Annotated in this window: 12 protein-coding genes; 10 read left to right on the top strand and 2 right to left on the bottom strand. The window is 35.3% G+C overall.

What is annotated here, in order from left to right; all coding sequences use genetic code 11:
* Positions 1–154 precede the first annotated feature (154 nt).
* The 5 genes from WBG07_RS13350 to WBG07_RS13370 all read left to right on the top strand — a co-directional run bounded on the left by WBG07_RS13350 (position 155) and on the right by WBG07_RS13370 (position 7,630).
* Positions 155–385 carry a hypothetical protein gene (locus tag WBG07_RS13350; RefSeq protein WP_340202008.1) on the top strand — a complete coding sequence of 77 codons (231 nt, stop codon included), beginning with the start codon at positions 155–157 and terminating at the stop codon, positions 383–385.
* A 271-nt stretch (positions 386–656) separates the two neighbouring features.
* Positions 657–2,630 (top strand): hypothetical protein, encoded by a 1,974-nt coding sequence (locus WBG07_RS13355; RefSeq protein ID WP_340202009.1) that lies wholly within the window; start codon positions 657–659, stop codon positions 2,628–2,630.
* Complete coding sequence (locus WBG07_RS13360; RefSeq protein ID WP_340202010.1) at positions 2,627–3,844, top strand: hypothetical protein; 1,218 nt, start codon at positions 2,627–2,629, stop codon at positions 3,842–3,844. The genes WBG07_RS13355 and WBG07_RS13360 overlap by 4 nt, the downstream gene beginning before the upstream one ends.
* Positions 3,841–5,301 (top strand): radical SAM/SPASM domain-containing protein, encoded by a 1,461-nt coding sequence (locus tag WBG07_RS13365; RefSeq protein WP_340202011.1) that lies wholly within the window; start codon positions 3,841–3,843, stop codon positions 5,299–5,301. Before WBG07_RS13360 ends, WBG07_RS13365 begins: the two co-directional genes overlap by 4 nt.
* 778 nt (positions 5,302–6,079) lie before the next feature.
* Entirely contained in the window at positions 6,080–7,630 is a 1,551-nt protein-coding gene (locus WBG07_RS13370) for a hypothetical protein (RefSeq protein ID WP_340202012.1), read from the top strand.
* Positions 7,631–8,023: 393 nt separating this feature from the next.
* On the opposite strand, the gene WBG07_RS13375 is transcribed toward WBG07_RS13370, so the two are convergent.
* A complete protein-coding gene (locus WBG07_RS13375; RefSeq protein WP_340202013.1) occupies positions 8,024–10,393 on the bottom strand; it encodes a hypothetical protein in 2,370 nt (789 codons plus the stop codon).
* Positions 10,394–10,805: 412 nt separating this feature from the next.
* Here WBG07_RS13375 and WBG07_RS13380 point away from each other — a divergent pair, with 412 nt between their 5' ends.
* The 5 genes from WBG07_RS13380 to WBG07_RS13400 all read left to right on the top strand — a co-directional run bounded on the left by WBG07_RS13380 (position 10,806) and on the right by WBG07_RS13400 (position 17,684).
* The gene (locus WBG07_RS13380) at positions 10,806–14,030 is read left to right on the top strand and encodes a S41 family peptidase (RefSeq protein ID WP_340202014.1); all 3,225 of its coding nucleotides are present in this window, start codon (positions 10,806–10,808) and stop codon (positions 14,028–14,030) included.
* A gap of 154 nt (positions 14,031–14,184) precedes the next feature.
* A complete protein-coding gene (locus WBG07_RS13385; protein WP_340202057.1) occupies positions 14,185–15,387 on the top strand; it encodes an Nramp family divalent metal transporter in 1,203 nt (400 codons plus the stop codon).
* A complete protein-coding gene (gene pxpA / locus WBG07_RS13390; RefSeq protein ID WP_340202015.1) occupies positions 15,384–16,127 on the top strand; it encodes a 5-oxoprolinase subunit PxpA in 744 nt (247 codons plus the stop codon). The genes WBG07_RS13385 and pxpA overlap by 4 nt, the downstream gene beginning before the upstream one ends.
* A complete protein-coding gene (gene pxpB, locus WBG07_RS13395) occupies positions 16,124–16,855 on the top strand; it encodes a 5-oxoprolinase subunit PxpB (RefSeq protein ID WP_340202016.1) in 732 nt (243 codons plus the stop codon). The genes pxpA and pxpB overlap by 4 nt, the downstream gene beginning before the upstream one ends.
* Entirely contained in the window at positions 16,848–17,684 is an 837-nt protein-coding gene (locus WBG07_RS13400; protein WP_340202017.1) for a 5-oxoprolinase subunit C family protein, read from the top strand. The genes pxpB and WBG07_RS13400 overlap by 8 nt, the downstream gene beginning before the upstream one ends.
* On the opposite strand, the gene WBG07_RS13405 is transcribed toward WBG07_RS13400, so the two are convergent.
* Positions 17,685–17,933, bottom strand: a complete 249-nt coding sequence (locus WBG07_RS13405; RefSeq protein ID WP_340202018.1) for a hypothetical protein — start codon at positions 17,931–17,933, stop codon at positions 17,685–17,687.
* Between the last annotated feature and the right edge of the window lie 300 nt (positions 17,934–18,233).

Genomic DNA, 18,233 nt, shown 5'->3' on the forward strand with positions numbered 1-18,233 from the left:
TATTCTTATTAATAATCATGTATTCTTATTAATATTTTATTAATATTATATATATTAAACATTATTTACCCCAATTTTAGGAAAACATGGTCGGACAAGCCGAAACAGCGACTTTAAATTTCTGAAAGTAGGTACAAAAACTAATCAATATAGTATGAAGCTAAAAAAAGGTAGTAAAAAAGGAACCGATGTTCAAAAAAAGGACTTCATTAACGAAGACCTGTTTAAGGTAGAGGAACTGGAACCAAGGTTAGAACTTGGTTACATTGATGGTGCCTGCGGGAATGAGATAAATGGTGTTTGTGATAATGACGTAGATGCGGTTTGCGGCGGCGGCGGCGGTGGCGGCACCGGTGGCGGTGGCGGTGGTACTGTTCTTCATTGAAAATCAATGTCTAGAAATTCAGGCTGACCTGCCATTAGACCAACTAACTAAATCTATGGTAGGAAAAATGCTTTGATAAGGAGATAGAAATCGGATAGAATTATTACCATTGATAATTAGTCATAGGTATCTATTCTTGCTGATTTCTGTCTCCTTGTTATAAAAGTAATACCAGTCCTGCATTCAGACAACATCAGATTATTTAAAGCTTTCCTGTAATTTCCAAATCGACTTCGGGATTTTGGAACTAATTCTTTCTCTAAAAACACTCATGAACAATTTAATCTCTATAAGAAAAAACAAACATGAAAGCTTTCTGCGGTACTGTGAGGAGTTACCGTATCCTTCTGAGATAAAAGAACGTATTTTGCATTTTTTCAGGAATGAAACCCTCAAAGCAGAGAATATCTATCTTGTTTACCCGATGTTCTTTATCGATGATTCGCATGACCCCGAACTTGTGGATCATATTTGTTTTGCTTCCTTCTTTTTCTATAATTCTATCAACGTGAAAGACTTACTCTACGATAGAAAGAATTTAGGGAACGATCAAAAGCAAAGGGTTACTTTCCTTTCGGGTATCTGTCAGGAGGAGGGTGTAAAGCTTTTAGCACGCATCTTTGAACTTTCCAATCCTTTTTGGACCACATGGAACATAAGGAGAGCTGAATTCCTCGGATCGCTAAAACTCGATCAACAATACAAAACCCAAAAAACCATTCCATGGGATGTGTATATGGAACTATCAGACCGCAAAATGGCCTTTGCCAAGATAGCAGTTGATATCTGGCATCACCTGTTTCCCGACCAGGTAGACGCACACATGCAGGATATCATTAATCGCTCACAGCGGCATGTCAACATCTGTTTTCAGATCGTAGACGACATATTTGACATGAAGGAAGATTTGCAGAACGATCAGGCGAACATTGCTATTTCAGAGGTCATATCCTTTCTGACCAGAAATAAACGAAAAATTGTTGACCTTACTTATGAGGAGGTCTCTAAAGTATTCTATATGGAGGGTGTAGCACAAGATTTATATCACAAAGCGCTGCAGCACCTGGATAAGTCAAAAGAAATATTGGGCAAAAGCTCAGCGAAGGTACCACTTTGGATAGAACTCATAAATACCAAAGAACTGGAAATAAAGAGTAATTTAGCGAACATGGAAACAGTCTTCAGAAGATGGACAGTACTCTCAACACTTTCCAATTCCATGAAGAAATCTAATAACATTGGTAAAGCTCTGAATGATTCGCTACAGTATATAAAAACACGGCAACGGGATGATGGATCTTGGGCTGACTGTGTAACCAATACCCTGATCAGCGACGTATGGGTTACAGGCTACATTGTTCATCAGCTTCCAGCCAAAGAAGACAATACACTTATGAACAGGGCATGCGATTTCCTCAACACTCACAGGCAAAACGATTGTTTATGGGGTTTCAATACTAACTGGATTGTTGATGCGGACAGCACCACTTGCGCTCTGATGGCACTCTCTCATCGCGGTTATGACGTTGCCAGAGAATACTCATGCTGGTTGAAATATCAGTTACCAAGTGGTGGATTCACCACCTACATTGATGACCAAGCCTTGCATGGATCTCTGGAATTTATTAATGACTTTAAGGGGTGGACCCAAGAACATACATGCGTCAGCGCATTGGCGTACAAGTTCTTGTGCCAGTACGATCCCGAGGGGGAGTCGGCAAAAAAGTTGGAGAAGTATCTTCTGGATCAATGGGATAAGAACCTTTGGAAGGCCTATTGGTGGACTTCACCTGTTTACAACACAGCCCTTCTTCTGGAGACGCTGGTGGAACATGATCGTGGGAATGCAGACAAGGTTTTATCAATCGCATCAGAACTTACCTCCTTCATAGATCAGGAGGAGCATGTGGTAAGAGACCTAACAGGGAAAAAGAACTTTTTCTTTACCGCAATGGTCGTAGGGGCCTTGTGTAGTTCAAAAGAGTTGTATCAGGATCATGAATCAATCATTGACCGTGTTGTGACCAACTTGCTGAACCACCAGTATGAGGACGGATCCTTCCCCACCTCGTATTTTCTGCGAATTCCCGGTACAGAAGTAATAGATCCCGGTAGCGTGGCGAAATGGACACTTGATCCGCGAAAGGATAACGTGATTACCTCTGACTTTGCAAGGCTTTTTACTACTACTAACTGTCATCGAGCCCTACACAGATATAATTCTATAAAAAATCACAGAGTATGAGCAGTGCTGTCTCCATAAAATTTTCCAGTGATTTGAGCATTCAGAAGTTCGAAAAGGGTGATTACCTCATTCATGAAAAAGCCCATGATAAAAGGGTAGTGGTGAATGATACGGTCCTAAAGATCGTTGAAAGGCTCAAAGACAGCGAGTACGATAACTTTGAGACTATTGTAAAAATCATAAACGAAGAGCTAGGTATTAAGGCTTCTTTAGAAGAAGTAAAGAAGTTGATCTATGAGAAATTAGCACCGAACGGAATCATTGAGATGGAAGGCGTGCTTGTCTCCAAAGTGAATCCCTTAGACTACCTGACTGTAAGGATGCCCCTTTTCAGCGCTAAGCTGGTAGGCAAGGTAAGTTGGATTTTCAAGAACTTTTTTGAACCCATCTTTTTCTATATAAGTGCTATCGCGATGCTGTGCTTTATAATACCCCTTGTAACCATCCCATCCTATATCGAAAGTATGAAAACCATGACAGCTCAGGAGACATTTATTGCTACATTCCTTGCCATGTCAGGAATACTACTACACGAACTGGGACATGCCTCTGCATGCAGAAAGTTTGGTGCTAAGCATGGGGGTATAGGGCTGGGCTTCTATTTAATTTCCCCGGTACTCTATGCAGATGTAACCGATGTGTGGAAGCTCAGGCAAAGAGAACGAATCATCGTCAACCTGGCAGGTCTGTATATGCAACTGCTCCTCTGTACACTCGCCGGCATCATCTTCATGTTTACTTACAGCGGTATGGCACTGCTGTTTATTTACATAAATCTGCTGTCTTTTATAACAAACCTAAACCCTTTTTTCAGGTATGATGGATATTGGGTGTTGTCAGACGCGGTAAAAATACACAATCTAAGACGGAAGGGTTTCAGGGCTGTTAAAGAATTTATTGTTCAATTATCGAGGAATTTTAAGTGGACCCCGAAGACCAGGACGGATTATTTCCTGCTCATCTATGGAAGCTTAAGCATGTTCTTCCTTTTTGTCTTTCTGGGTTTTGTGATCTACAACGATCCCAATTCCATACTCCAATTTCCCTACAATATATATCTATTCTTTAAAAAATTGCTATTCTTCAACGATGATATAGACTTCTCCTGGATGCTATCGGAAGCAAAGAAACTGGTTGTACCCTTTTTCTTTTATTACATAATATTCAACATGTTAAGAAGGAAGGTATTATCTATAAAAAATAAAAGATCATGAAATCTAACTACAAACTATCAAATTACGCTATAATATCGAATGCAGTAAATGGCCAGGAAGACAGAGTGGTCTTTAGTGGCAGAAAAGCCAAGGCATATATTGTATCCAAGACTTCTCTTGACTATATAAATAATGGCAGATTCCTGGAGATTCCCAAAGAAAAATTTAACAAGCTTGTTGAGGGTCAGGTTCTGGTTCCTGAAGAAGAGGATGAGTTGTTTGCCGTAGTGAGTGATAATAAGCAGGCATCAGCTAGGGAATCAGGAATACTTTATGAAGTACTGCAGCCAAGTGCCAACTGCCAGTTGGGATGTTACTACTGTGGTCAGCAACATGTGAAGGCCGATATGGGAGAGGCTCTCATTGAGAAAATATACCACAGAATTGAGCAAAAGCTGCTCAAAGGCAATTACAAAGGATTATTTGTGGGTTGGTTTGGTGCCGAACCTTTAATGGGGCTTAAGCAGATACGAGAATTGACCAAGAGACTGAAAGGCTTCTGCTCCGATAACGGACTTAGCTACAATGCCAAGATGGTGACAAATGGTCTTAGTTTAAAAGAGGACATATTTGTTGAGGCAGTTACAGAATTGTCAATCAACCAATTTGAGATAACACTTGATGGTGTAGCAGCGCAACATGACAAGCACAGATATGTTAAGGGAGGCGGCAAGTCGTTTGACCTTATCTTCAACAACCTAAAAAAGATTACCTCCAGGGAGGATTTCTTTGACTTCAAAGCCAGAATCGGCATACGGTGCAATGTAGACGAATCTAACGAGGAGGGGGTTTCGCAACTGATCGATTTGCTTGTTAAAGAAGGCATGCATAAAAAGTTAGCCTATTTTTACCCCATTAAGATCTACGATTGGGGTGGTAACGATGCCAGCTCCAAGACTTCCTCAAAAGAGCAGTTTACTAAAGATGAGATGCTGTGGAAGTTAGAGATGTTAGATCGCGGGTTTCCAAACCCCCTAAGAAATCTACCCGGGAGAAAAAAAGTAGTGTGTTTTGCCGTACAAAAGAATGCAGAGCTTATAGACGCCTATGGTAATGTGTTCAACTGTTCAGAGGTATCATACTCCAAACACTATGAGAAGTCCCACCATGTGTTGGGTAATATTAATGTGGATGGCGAACATGCCACATACGATAATCCTCCTCTAAGTGAATGGAACGATACTCTCTTGAAAGGTACCTTTCCATGTAGTACCTGTAGAATACTTCCTATTTGTGGGGGTAGATGCCCAAAGAGCTGGAATGAAAACGAAAAGGCCTGTCCAACTATGAAATACAACCTAAAGGAAAGATTGGAGATGTACTACATACATAACTATAAAGGCTACACCGATGAGGAACGCGAAAAGGCCATTGAAAATTTTAAAGAGAAGGTTTCAAAAAAATCATTCGAGATGATCCCTCATATAGATGAACCCATTGCGGAGATAAAATCCTAAAAACCCTTGTAGCATGGAATGCACTAAAAAATGCATTCATTAGTCCTTAGGAGGTAGCTTCATCTCTTTATTATTTACCGAATGCGGTCGTTTTGCTGTATGTTATTTGTTGATCTGTATCATTTTAAAGGGTCTAACAAATAGCTATTCGTATTATGAAAATATGACATCATCCCTTTAAATTGATCATTGTTGTTTTTGATCCAAAATAGTGAAGCCGTAAATAAAGATTATACATCTAAAGCCATTCAATACTGTAGTTTGGATGGAGAAGGGTGGTTGGGGGGTAAATTTTCTTTAAAGAATAAAGGAGGAGGTTATACAAAACTACCGTAATTATATAGACTCATTTCTATTTATGAACTTCATGAGATATTCCCTAAATACCTATTATTGGGTATTTTATAACATTATGTTTAGTTTACATTTGAGGTAAATAAAACGATTATCTCACATGGATTTTTCCTTTTTCATACTTACTTCATTTACGGGACTAGTTATTGGGCTTGTTATTTTTTATACATTGAGTTTAGTTATTGTACACTTGAGGGCATTTCTGCAACCTGTAATCACAAATAACTTAGTCAATCCTGATAAACCATTTAAAGTGTATAGAAAGCAGTTTTTAAAAAGTATAGTTGGTTCAAAAAGGCTTCATAATTTTACACTTCATTATATAAATCCTTTTTCTAAAACATCTTTTCCTGGCATTGGAGTTCGCAAAATAGATAGATGGGTTATCTTCCTTGAAACTGTAAATACTTACCTTATTCCTTTTTTGATAGTAGGAATAGTTTATCTTTTTCTATCACTTGAAATAAAAGGGTACTTACCTATTGATATACCAAATACTTTTTATGCGAACGTTCAAGAGAAGTTAAATGGCTTTCAAGAATATTCATTTGTTAATTGTCTTCAGAAGTATAAATTATGGCTTAATTTAATTTTTGGATTGTTAATAATACTTGTCCCTTTTTTACTAGCAAACCGAAATCGCATAAAATTAGCTCAAAAACGATTTAATCGGTTATTAGTATTTATTGCCATACTCACTAATATTACATTCTTCTCTGGGATTATCGCAAAAGACAGTAATGAAGTAGAAAATAAACTTACAGAACTTAAGATTAATATTGAAAAAGTTCACAATCGTATTTATAGTAAAATCGCAGGTTCAACAACATTTGAAAATTTTGAATCATTTGATTCTGAGTTGGCTGCTTATGAAACATTATATGAAGAATTTGATGAACGAATAGAGAAGGAAAGCCAGAAAATAATTGATAGAAGATTACAGAATGATTTTAAAAATGAACTTCAAAAACTCACAGATAGTATTGAAGTTAACAAAGTTAACTATAACAGTATTTCACTTATACTTACATCTGCAAACTATTTAGAAAAAGAGTTTAATTCATTTCAAGACTATGGGCGAAAGCAATCTGGTATTAATGAAAAGGTTAATTACTTCTTTAATGAGGAGCAATGGACTTATAAAAACGGTGTTGATTTTGAAAATAAAGTTGATGATTATGTTGAAGAACTAAAACAAAAAGTAAAAGAAAAAAACTCAAGCAAAAAAGTTTTATTTATTTTAGAAGAAATCTATACCGCTATCTCATCTCAAGGTATTGGCGTTATTTCTGAATTACTTCCTGATATTAGGAATGATCTTGTTAAAACCCTTTTAAAAGCAATAAGTAAAGCAACCCGGGATGATATTCTGAAAAGTTTTGTTGCTGTATTTGATAAAAGTAAAATTAAAAAACAAAAGAGTATTGTAAATGAGAAAAAGCAACGCAATAGGTTGATTAAGAAGTACAATTCAATCGTCAATTCTCATGTGAAAAAAGAGCAAAATCTTGATAAGCAAATACGTGAGTCGGAAAAAAGAGTAACTAGAAATATTGAAAATGAACTTGTTTCTCAGATAGAAGAAAATATTAAAAATATTGATTTTCAAAAAATAGAATTCCAAATCCTGAATCGAAACGGAAAGCATGTGAGCATTAGGAATATTGAAGAATATAATGCTCTCAAAAATTCTGAACTAACCAATAAGATTGTTTTGAGAGAAAAAATTATCACAGAGTACAAAAATTCACCTAAATTTAAAAACCTCTTTGGAGTGCCAATATCTAATTTAGGGAATAAGAGAGAATATCTGCAAAGGCTCAAAAATATTAATTCTTCAAAAGTTCTCAAATTAAATAATGTTTTCAATAAAGTTATTGATGTATTAGAAAAAAAACCAATAATATGTCCTTGCTGTTTCCAGAATATCCAAGCAGTAAATGTTTGTGTACCAATAAACCCAATTTGTTACTAAGAGTTATAAATATGAAGAAATATTATTTTAACCGATAGCTTAAAATAAAACAACAAACCCTTTAGATGTAACTCTAAAATAATCAATGTTGAAATTGTAAATAAATAAGTTATAGTAAAAAAAAGAAATCAATATTAACCCATATATAATCCTTACAGCTAGAGAGTCTTATCCCTTTTTATAATTCTAGATAAATCGGCACCATATCAGCGAAGCCATTCAATACCGCAGTTTGGATAGAGAAGGGTGGTTGGGGTGAGTTTTATTAAACAAAAAAGGGCACCCTTTAATAAGGCACCCCTCAATAGAATTAAATTTTAAAAATTATTTTTTCTATTATTTTGGTCACTCACTATCATCTTAGGATAATCAGTTTTGTACTAGATTGGATTTTTATTTTGACGCTGATTTATCTATTCTAACCGTTTTCATAGTACTAATCAATTCTCCATTTTTAGACATCCCTTCAATATAAAGATTAAGTTCCCTAACTCCCGTATTTAGCACTCTGATAGTCGCTTTACCTTTTTCATCTGTAGTTACCTTAGGTTCCCAATGTATGACCCCAAAATATCTAAATAACGGACTAGAATATAAATATTTAGGTGCATAAAACTCTTTTACGGGTAAGTAGGAAATAGAGTTATCAATAAATACTTTTTGACGTTGTTTTTCAACATCTCCAAAAATGGAACCTTTGCGACTCCAGATTCTAATCACGCCACCCGCACCTCTACTGCCTTCTGAAATTCCAATGGGTTCAACCACAATTCTTTCAATTTCGGTACTTCTTAATTGCCATAGAATATCAAAACCTCCAGCCAATCTGGTATCGTCAAAGTATACAATAGGAGGTTGCTGGTTTCCTAGACTACTCCTTCGTCTACTAAAGATAGTCACTGTTCCCGGAGTATCATCATTAACATCAAAGCCTTTTCTGCGAATGATATCAGTTACAAAAGGTAATTTATTAGCAGTTTCAAGGTCAACCGTAACATCATTTTTACGATAAATATAGTTATTATATCGCTTCTCTTTTTCTTTGGTTTTCCCTACCAAATCTATCTCTTCTAGAAAAACAATTTTTTCGTCCTGAAAATCATACGTAAGATCTGGAAGGGGTTCTGTGAATAAAAGGGGTGTATTGAAATGGGTAGTATTCAGTTGATCTGTAGAAAGATTACTCAAAGTTCTTGCATATAAACTGTGCGTCTTTAATTTGCCATTTCTTTTTACCAATTGAATTTCTACTTTTTCATCGGTTTCAAAATACATATTGGGTATTTCAAAATTCGGATTTTTAAGATCCTGTACTCTAGATTCATGATACCTTGAAGCATCAATAAAAAAAGCAGGGAATTTATCAAGTTTTGGATGGTTAAAAACACCCTTTAGGGTAAGTCCGTTTTCAAATTCAAAAACAGGATTTGGTTTACGATTAAAGATGCTATTCCACTCATATCTACTCCAACCTTGGGTAAGTAATAACAAATCTAAATCGTACGCTTTCCTTCGGGTTGATTCTTTAAAATAATGAGCAGGGTTTTCTATATGACCTTTTACGTATGGTTTTAATAAAAACTCAGAAAAAGTACTTATTTTTTGATTGTAAGCCCTTGTTTCTGATGGAAGCACTGAAACACTTATATTTTTTTCAGAATTTAAATCACTCATGAATTGAAGATCTAGCGTTATAGAATCTCCCTTGATTTCATTAATACTGATTGCTGCATTTGTGGGTTTCCAGTTGTAATGATTGAAAATCATACGTTCTGCAATAGGATTTTCATTTTCATCAAAAAGGGTAATGGTATTGATACCCTTGAAAAGAAAATCTTCTTTAAGAGGTAGAATAATTTCCTTTTCAGACTGATTAAAAACAAATGGACTGCTTTTAGATGCACCGTCTTTATGTATTAATAAATGAAAAGGCTTTTGCTTTATATTTTTATAAGTTGCTTTATTAGTAGCAATAGAAATTAAAACTTCTTTGGTTCCTGGTGTATTTACTACTTTCAAAACAACACCTTTTTCTTTAATGTTTGGAATTGCGGCATTTATTTTTTCACCATCTTTTAGAGTAACCAAAACCTGATAACTTTCATTAATATCAGGTGTAAATGAAAAACTCGCCATTCCAAAAGCATTCGCTTTAAAATCAGTGATTTTAGTTCCCAATTTATTGATAAGTACTCCTTGGTCAAAAGAAACCCCACGTCCTTCACTATTAACTAACTTTACCCCAACTACTCCTGGAACCTGATCCACTAAATGACCTCCTTCCGGTAAAAGTTGTAAATCATAAGTGCTTTCCATTGCTGGTGAATTAGCTTTCTCTTCATTTATGAGCTGTATTCTTTGTACAAATGCATCATCTTCATTAAAGTTACGCATCCAATTCGTATTTGCTTTCAAAAAATATGCACCGGTAGCATAGGTAGAGTCTATTTTAATAGTGCCAGCAGCATATCCATCTGTAGCTTTTACCAGATATTTAGATAATTGCTTTCCTTCTTTATTGTATAAACCTACATAAATATTGGTAGTTTCTTTAAAGGGAACCCCTTGCTTACGATCGTAGACATACCCTTTAAACCAAATAGACTCTCCCTTTATAAAAGTGCTTTTGTTTAAATGTAAAAAGATAGATTCTCTGGGCAGTTCAAAATAAGATGCATAACGGTCTTCAATTGTACTCGTATCCTGTGCCTTAATGTTTGGAGATAAAAGAACAAATAACAATAGGAGTAAGATTTTTTTCATAGCAATGTTTTAATTAATTTTCACTTAATTCACAATTGAAGATAGTGCGTAATTTCTTAGTATACATGTTTGAAATTCAAGTATAAATTCAATATTTTCTATAAAATTAAAAATATTAAAAAAGAATGAATATAGTATTTGAATTAACAATGTTTTAGTAATACTAAGCGGTGTTTTTAAATTTTATATGGGATATTTTAGATGGTATCAATGTATGTTTACAGTGAGTATAATTAAATGTCTAAATGTTAAAATAATTAATAACAACTGGAAGAAAAGATAAATTCTTTCTGATAGAGAAGAATTCTGGTTAAACGAAACGTTAAAAAATTGCCACTCAGCATTCCAGTATGTATTTTGCTCTTAAAATTAATTTCTCCTTTTGAATTAATACCAACTAAAAATCCTTTACATGAAATTTGTTAAGAAATTGCCTTTTCTTGTTTTTTTTATTGCAGTACTGGTAAGTGCTCAAGAACCGTTAATTTATTTTCCAAGCTTAAGCCCCGATGGTAGTAAAATTGCATTTAATTATCAAGGTGATATTTGGACAGCAGAGGTGTCTGGAAAAAATCCAAGACGTATCACCATACATGAAGGGTATGATACCAAACCTATTTGGAGTGCGGATGGTAAAGAGCTCGCTTTTCAAAGCAATAGGTATGGAAATGATGATGTGTATGTGATACCTAGTGAAGGCGGACTTCCTAAGAGACTTACCTATCACTCAGGAAATGATCAGGTGACTGATTTCACGGCAAACGGAGCTATTATTTTTAATTCAAGAAGATATTTTCAACAAGTAGAAAGAGAACCGGAGATTTTGATGGTTGAGAATACAGGAGGTACCCCTCATAGATATATAAATTCTTTGGGTTTTGATGCGGTACTATCACCAGATGGAACAAAAATTGCCTTCACTAAAGGATCTTGCAGAATCGAAAGAGAAGTATATAGAGGTCCTGCTAACCGTGATGTATGGATATATAATATAAAGAACGATCAATATTTTCAAATCACTGTAGATGAAGGAAATGATTTTTACCCACAATGGGCTGGTAATGAAACACTTTATTTCCAATCTGCCAGAAGCGGTAAATACAATATCTATAAAGTAGGTATAAGTTATGAAGGTACTAAAAATTCGGATTTTTCTAAGATAACAGATTTTTCAGACATGGGTATTTTTTCCTATGGTGTTAGTGATAATGCAACAAAATTAATAGCAACAAAAGGAGATCATGTTTTACTTTTGGATTTGTCGTCTGGAAGTCTTCAGGAGGTAAAACTAGATCTCAAAGCAGATTATAGATTTGATCCTGTAGAACTTAAGACTTTTACTTCTAAAGTGGATGCCATTAAACCCTCACCAAACGGAAATTATGGTATAATTGAAATTAGAGGAGAGATTTTTGTCAAAGAAAATGGCAAGGATAAAAAACGAACTGTAAATCTTTCTAAGAGTGCTTATAGAGATAGAAACGCGTCTTGGTTAAGCGATGAAAAAATCCTTTTTGTTTCAGATCGCGATGGTCAAAATGATCTTTATTTGGTGGTTTCTGATGATTCCAAAGAAAAAGATTTGTTTAAAACACTTAAACACAAGATAACGCGTCTTACTAAGACAAAAGCACAAGAAAATAAACCAGTTATTGCACCCAATGGAAAATCTATTGCCTTTATTAGAGGCAGAGGTACATTAGTAGTTGCATCCATCGCTGAAGATGGAAAACTTTCTAATGAAAAGATTTTATTAGATGGTTGGGATACCCCAGATGGTGTTGCCTGGTCACCAGACAGTCAATGGATCTCCTATAGTTTAAGCGGACTCAATTTTAATGAGGAAGTATATATTCATAAGGCAGACAATAGCAAGAAGCCTGTGAATATTAGTATGCATCCTAAATATGACATAAACCCTATTTGGAGTGCAGATGGTAAAAAGTTGGTGTTCTCCAGTAACCGCAATAATAGCGATTTTGATGTTTGGTTTGTATGGCTTCAAAAGGAAGACTGGGAAAGAACAAAAGAAGATTGGGATGAATTGGAAGCAGTGGAAAATGAAGGTGACAAAAAGAAAGATAAAACTACCGAGGAAAAATCGACAGTAAAAGTAACGATTGATTTTGAGGGTATTTTTGAGCGTCAGGTTCAAGTTACTTCTTATACGGGAGGGGAATTTGCAAGAGCAATCTCAAAAGACGGCCATACCATTTATTATACAACAGCATTTGGAGGTAGAGGTAATGCAACCGTAGATTCAGATCTCTATTCCATTCAATGGGATGGAAAAGAGACCAAAGCACTAACTACTAAAAATAAACGTCCAAGTAATGTAGTGACAGATGCCAAAGGAAGCTACCTTTATTATACAGCTTTTGGTGGAAATCCTTATCGACTTAAAATGAGAGACGGAAAGCCAGAATCACAGTCGTTCTCCGCAAAAATGAATATTGATTATCAAAAAGAATCAAATCAGATTTTTGAAGAAGCATGGAAGGCCATTAATGAGGGGTTTTATGATCCTGATTTTCACGGTCAAGATTGGGAAGCGCTAAGAACCCAGTATAAACCACTTGCAATGAAAGCTTCAACACGGGCTGATTTTAAGACGATTTTTAATTGGATGTTAGGTCAGGTCAATGCAAGTCATATGGGAATGTATAGAGGCGAAGATAGAGCAGCATTGCAAAAGCAGACTACTGGTTTATTGGGAGTTTCTGTAAAACCGGAAGGTAAAGAAGGGTTGAAAATTACAGAAATTGTAGCAGCAATGCCAGCAGACCGCAGTAGTAGCAAACTATTAAAAGGAGAAATAATTACGGGAGTTAATGGTCATGAAATAAAAGCTAATGATAATCTGTATAATTTGCTAACGGAAACTGCCAATCAAAAAATATATTTAACCGTTAAAAATAGCGAAGGAGATAGCAGAGAAGTTGTTATTAGACCTAAAAGTAGTGCTAGAGTTGAAAATTATAATGCTTGGGTAAATTCGCGAAAAAAATTGACAGACACCTATTCAAATGGTAAACTTGGATACATTCACATTCAGGGTATGAACTGGCAGAGTTTTGAAAGATTTGAAAGAGAACTTACGGCTGCAGGCCTTGGAAAAGAAGGTATTGTGATTGATGTTAGATACAATGGAGGTGGTTGGACCACAGACTATTTAATGGCAGTACTTACGGTTCGTCAACATGCATACACGGTTCCTAGAGGAGCGGCTAAAAACCTGCAAAAAGAACACCGTAACTTTAAAGATAACTATCCTTTTAGTGAGCGTTTACCACTTGCTTCCTGGACAAAACCTTCTATTGCATTGTGCAATGAAACAAGTTACTCTAATGCAGAAATATTTTCTCATGCCTATAAATCTCTTGGAATTGGAACACTAGTTGGAATGCCTACTTTTGGAGCAGTAATCTCTACAGGATCAACTAGGCTTATTGATGGTTCAATCGTGCGCATGCCTTATAGAGGCTGGTATGTAAAGAGCTCAGAAGAAAATATGGAGTTAGGTCCTGCTATACCAGACATTATTCTAGATAATGCGCCAGATGATAAAGCAAAGGGTAAAGATGTACAGTTGAAAAGAGCCGTAGACGAACTTTTAAAACAGATAGAAACAAAATAAGATTTGTTATATAAAAGAAATTGATTTAGGATAGTTTCTATCGAAGAATTATCTTAGCTAAAATATAAGATTTTATAACCTGCCTGTTAGGTATTAATGATTCATCTCTTTTGGGAATTTCTGAGATAGAAAATATGATTGAAAATTGATTCGTATTTTAAAAAATACCGGCCCAGGAGCATTAGTTGCAGCAGCTTTTATTGGTCCTGGCACGGTTACTATTTGTACCGTAGCTGGGGTTCAGTTTGGAACTTCCTTATTATGGGCGATGCTACTTTCTGTGCTTGCAACAGCCGTCTTACAGGAAATGGCGGCGAGATTAGGTGTGGTTACTCAAAAAGGACTTGCCGAAATTATCAAAGAGCAACTAACGAATTCCAGAGTTAGAAGCATTTTATTGGGATTAATAATTATTGCTATTGTTTTGGGAAATGCAGCCTATGAAGCAGGTAACATTAGTGGTGCAGTTTTAGGAGTTGAAGCAGTTTTTGGAACAGAGATAAGCAACTATGCATCTTTTTTGATTGCAGGGATCGCATTTTTGCTTCTTTTTACGGGTAATTATAAAACACTTGAAAGAAGTTTGGTAGGTCTTGTAATTCTAATGAGTTTATCTTTTGTGGTCACAGCAATACTTACAGGTCCTAGTATAGTCAAGGTTTTAAAAGGAATTTTTGTTCCGGCACTACCAGATAAAAGTTTGCTTACTGTTATAGGTCTTGTAGGTACCACTATTGTTCCATACAATTTGTTTCTTCATGCATCTCTGGTAAAAGAAAAGTGGTCTTCTTTTAAAGACCTTGACGCCGTTAAAAAAGACACCTATATATCAGTTTTTTTGGGAGGTTTGGTTTCTATCTCTATTATGGTTGCAGCCTCTGGATTGCAAATTGATAAAGTAAAGAATGCCATGGATCTTGCTTTGGGATTAGAACCTCTGTATGGGCAGGCTTCCAGATACTTTTTAGGAATTGGTTTATTCGCAGCAGGCATCACCTCTGCCGTTACAGCACCTTTAGCAGCGGCTTATGTGGTAAATAGTATTTTTGGTTGGAATGCAGGATTAAAGGATTATAGATTTAGATGGGTATGGGTACTTATTCTTGTATTAGGTCTTTTATTTATGTCTTTTAAAATTACGCCAATTCAAATGATACGAGTTGCGCAGATTGCAAACGGACTTTTATTACCAGTGATTGCTATCTTTTTAGTATGGGTAGTAAATCGTCCTGGTGTGTTAGGAGCTTACAAAAACACCTTCTGGAATAATTTAATTGCAATTCTTATTGTGGTTGTAACACTTGTTTTAGGAATTAAGGGAATCCTTAAAGTGATGGGTATAACTATTTTTTCATGAATCTGAAACCAGTAGACATAAATTGTGATGTAGGCGAAGGAGTAGGTAATGAAGCCAAAATACTCCCGCTAATAACAAGGTGTAATATTGCCTGTGGAGGTCATGCGGGTGATGAAAACTCCATTTTGGAAGTGATGAGGCTCGCAAAAATTTATGATGTTAGCATTGGAGCACATCCTTCATATCCAGATAAAGAAAATTTTGGAAGAGAAGTCTTAGTACTTGGCAATAGGGCGCTTAAGATCTCTCTAATTGCGCAACTAAAGCTTTTTAAAAAATGTGCAAAAAATGTAGGTTTACCAGTAACCCATATAAAACCACATGGAGCTCTTTACAATGAGGCGTTGAAAAGTAAAAAAATAGCAAAAGTAATTTCCAAAGCTTGTATTCAGGTGTTTCCAGATGCTGTTTTGCTTGCTCCCTTTAATTCAGCACTGGCGGAGGTAGCTCTTTCTTTTGGAACGCGTGTTATGTTTGAAGCTTTTGCCGATAGAAATTATAACAATAACTTGAGCATGGTTTCTAGAAAAGAAGCCAATGCTGTAATAACTAATCCTGAAAGCGTATTAAAGCATTTGCTGCAAATGCTGGAGAAAGGAACAGTGCTTACGGTAACAAAAAAAAGCATTCCTATGAAGGCAGCTACCTTTTGTATTCATGGTGACACTGCAGATGCCTTAAAAATACTTAAATTCGTAAAACAAAAATTGCCTGATTATGGGTGGACTATAAAAAAATGAAATATCCGTTAACTTATAAGGAATTTGGTGAACACGCTATCTTAATTGAATGGCCATCCCTAATTAAAGAAGAGATTTTAACTCATATTCTTTCCTATCAAAAGCTTTTAAAGAACATATTAAGTACTAAAAAGTTTGAATATGTACCTTCTTATACCTCTCTAGCAATTATTGATATTGAAAAACAACTGAATGCATCCGAGATGATCCATCTTATAGAAAATTTGGATATTAAAATTGATGATAAGATAGAACTCAAAAGAACTTTGTGGAAACTTCCTGTGTGTTATGAAGATAGATTTGCTTCAGATTTAAACTATGTATGTGAAGAAAAAGGATTGAGCAAAGAAGAACTTATTAATCTTCATACGGGGTCTGTTTATACAGTTTATTGTATGGGTTTTTTGCCAGGATTTATGTATTTGGGCGGATTAGCAGATAGATTACATCTAAAACGGAGAAGTAGTCCGCGTACTTCGGTTCCTTCAGGTTCTGTTGGCATAGGGGGCAGTCAGACGGGTATTTATCCTCAGGAATCTCCAGGAGGTTGGAATCTTATAGGAAATTGCCCCGTACAGCTATTTAATTCATCACATAACCCTCCTTGTTTTGTTACAGTTGGAGACCGTATTCAATTTTATTCCATTTCAGAACAAGAATATGAATTCCTTAAAATCAAAGTTCAAACTGGTATTTACAAGCCTGAAAATAAAGAATTAAATGATTAAAGTATTGAAATCAGGTTTTTTTACCTCCGTACAGGATTCAGGAAGATTTGGATATAGAAATTATGGAGTACCCGTTTCTGGAGCAATGGATATGATTGCTTATAATTATGGAAACAGATTATTAAACAATTTAAAAAATGCAGCCAGTCTGGAAATTACAATGACGGGTCCTTCCTTGCTTTTTGAGACTGCCTCCGTTATTGCAATTACAGGTGCAGAAATGTCTCCAAAAATTAATGATGTTGCCGTTTCTAACAACGAGGTTTTAAGAATTCAAGAAGGAGATGTTCTTTCATTTGGAAAACTTGAAAAAGGGTTTAGAACGTATCTTAGTGTAGCTGGAGGATTTAAGACAGCTATAGTGATGGAAAGTCGCTCCTTTATGAAAAATGTGACAGTTTCCGAGAGTTTAAAGCAAAACGATACTTTGCCTATTGATGAATTTACGAAAGGTATTGTGCAACCAGATATTAATTTTGATCCTACTTATTTTAATACAGATACATTACAGTTACTTAAAGGTCCGGATTTTGAGATGCTTTCAAAAGACCAACTAGATCAAATCTTGCAAACGGAATTTTCAGTTTCTAAAGAAAATAATAGAATGGGATATCAATTAAATGAAGAGATTGAAGCACATCAGCACTCCATGATTACTTCTGCGGTGATTCCGGGAACGGTGCAGTTAACTCCAAAAGGTAAATTGATTATTTTAATGAGAAATGGACAAACTACTGGAGGCTATCTCCGGATATTACAGCTTACAGAACATTCCATCTCTGTACTTGCCCAGAAAAAGCGCAATGAAAAGTTACGTTTTGTGTTGTAATTACTTTCTATAAAGATCAATTTCTGAAGAAAGTAACTCTAATGAATTGGATTCTCCTAAAGTATTTTGAATTCGGTTTGCTTTTTCGCAAAATGCATCATGCTTCAGAAAAGTTCGCCATAAGGCTTTAATGAAATCGCTATAGATCATACCATCATTCCAATTAATCAATTGTAATGAATAGGCCTTCTCTAACAATTCGTTGATCTCTTTTTTAGTAGAATATTCCAAGGTGTATATAAGATTCACTAAGCTTTACAGATATATAAAGGTAAGTATCATTCTAATTTTGAAAAAGGGGATTTTTCCTGTTTCTAATAAAGTAAAGATCAAATTTTAAAAAAACTATTGATAGTTGCTGTTGCATTTCACCTTACAGAACCTTCATAAAGTTGTAAGTAAGTGGGGGAATTTCCCCTTTTTTTAAGGCTTTTTAATTATTTAAAATGATGTAAATCAGTAATTTAAAGGTTTTATAATATAATTTTGAAATTCTGCGCTTATTCAATAGAACATTTTTTATCTATCTTGTAACCAATTAAACACCTC

It is taken from the genome of Ascidiimonas meishanensis (genome assembly GCF_037782385.1).
Classification (GTDB): Bacteria; Bacteroidota; Bacteroidia; order Flavobacteriales; family Flavobacteriaceae; genus Ascidiimonas; species Ascidiimonas meishanensis.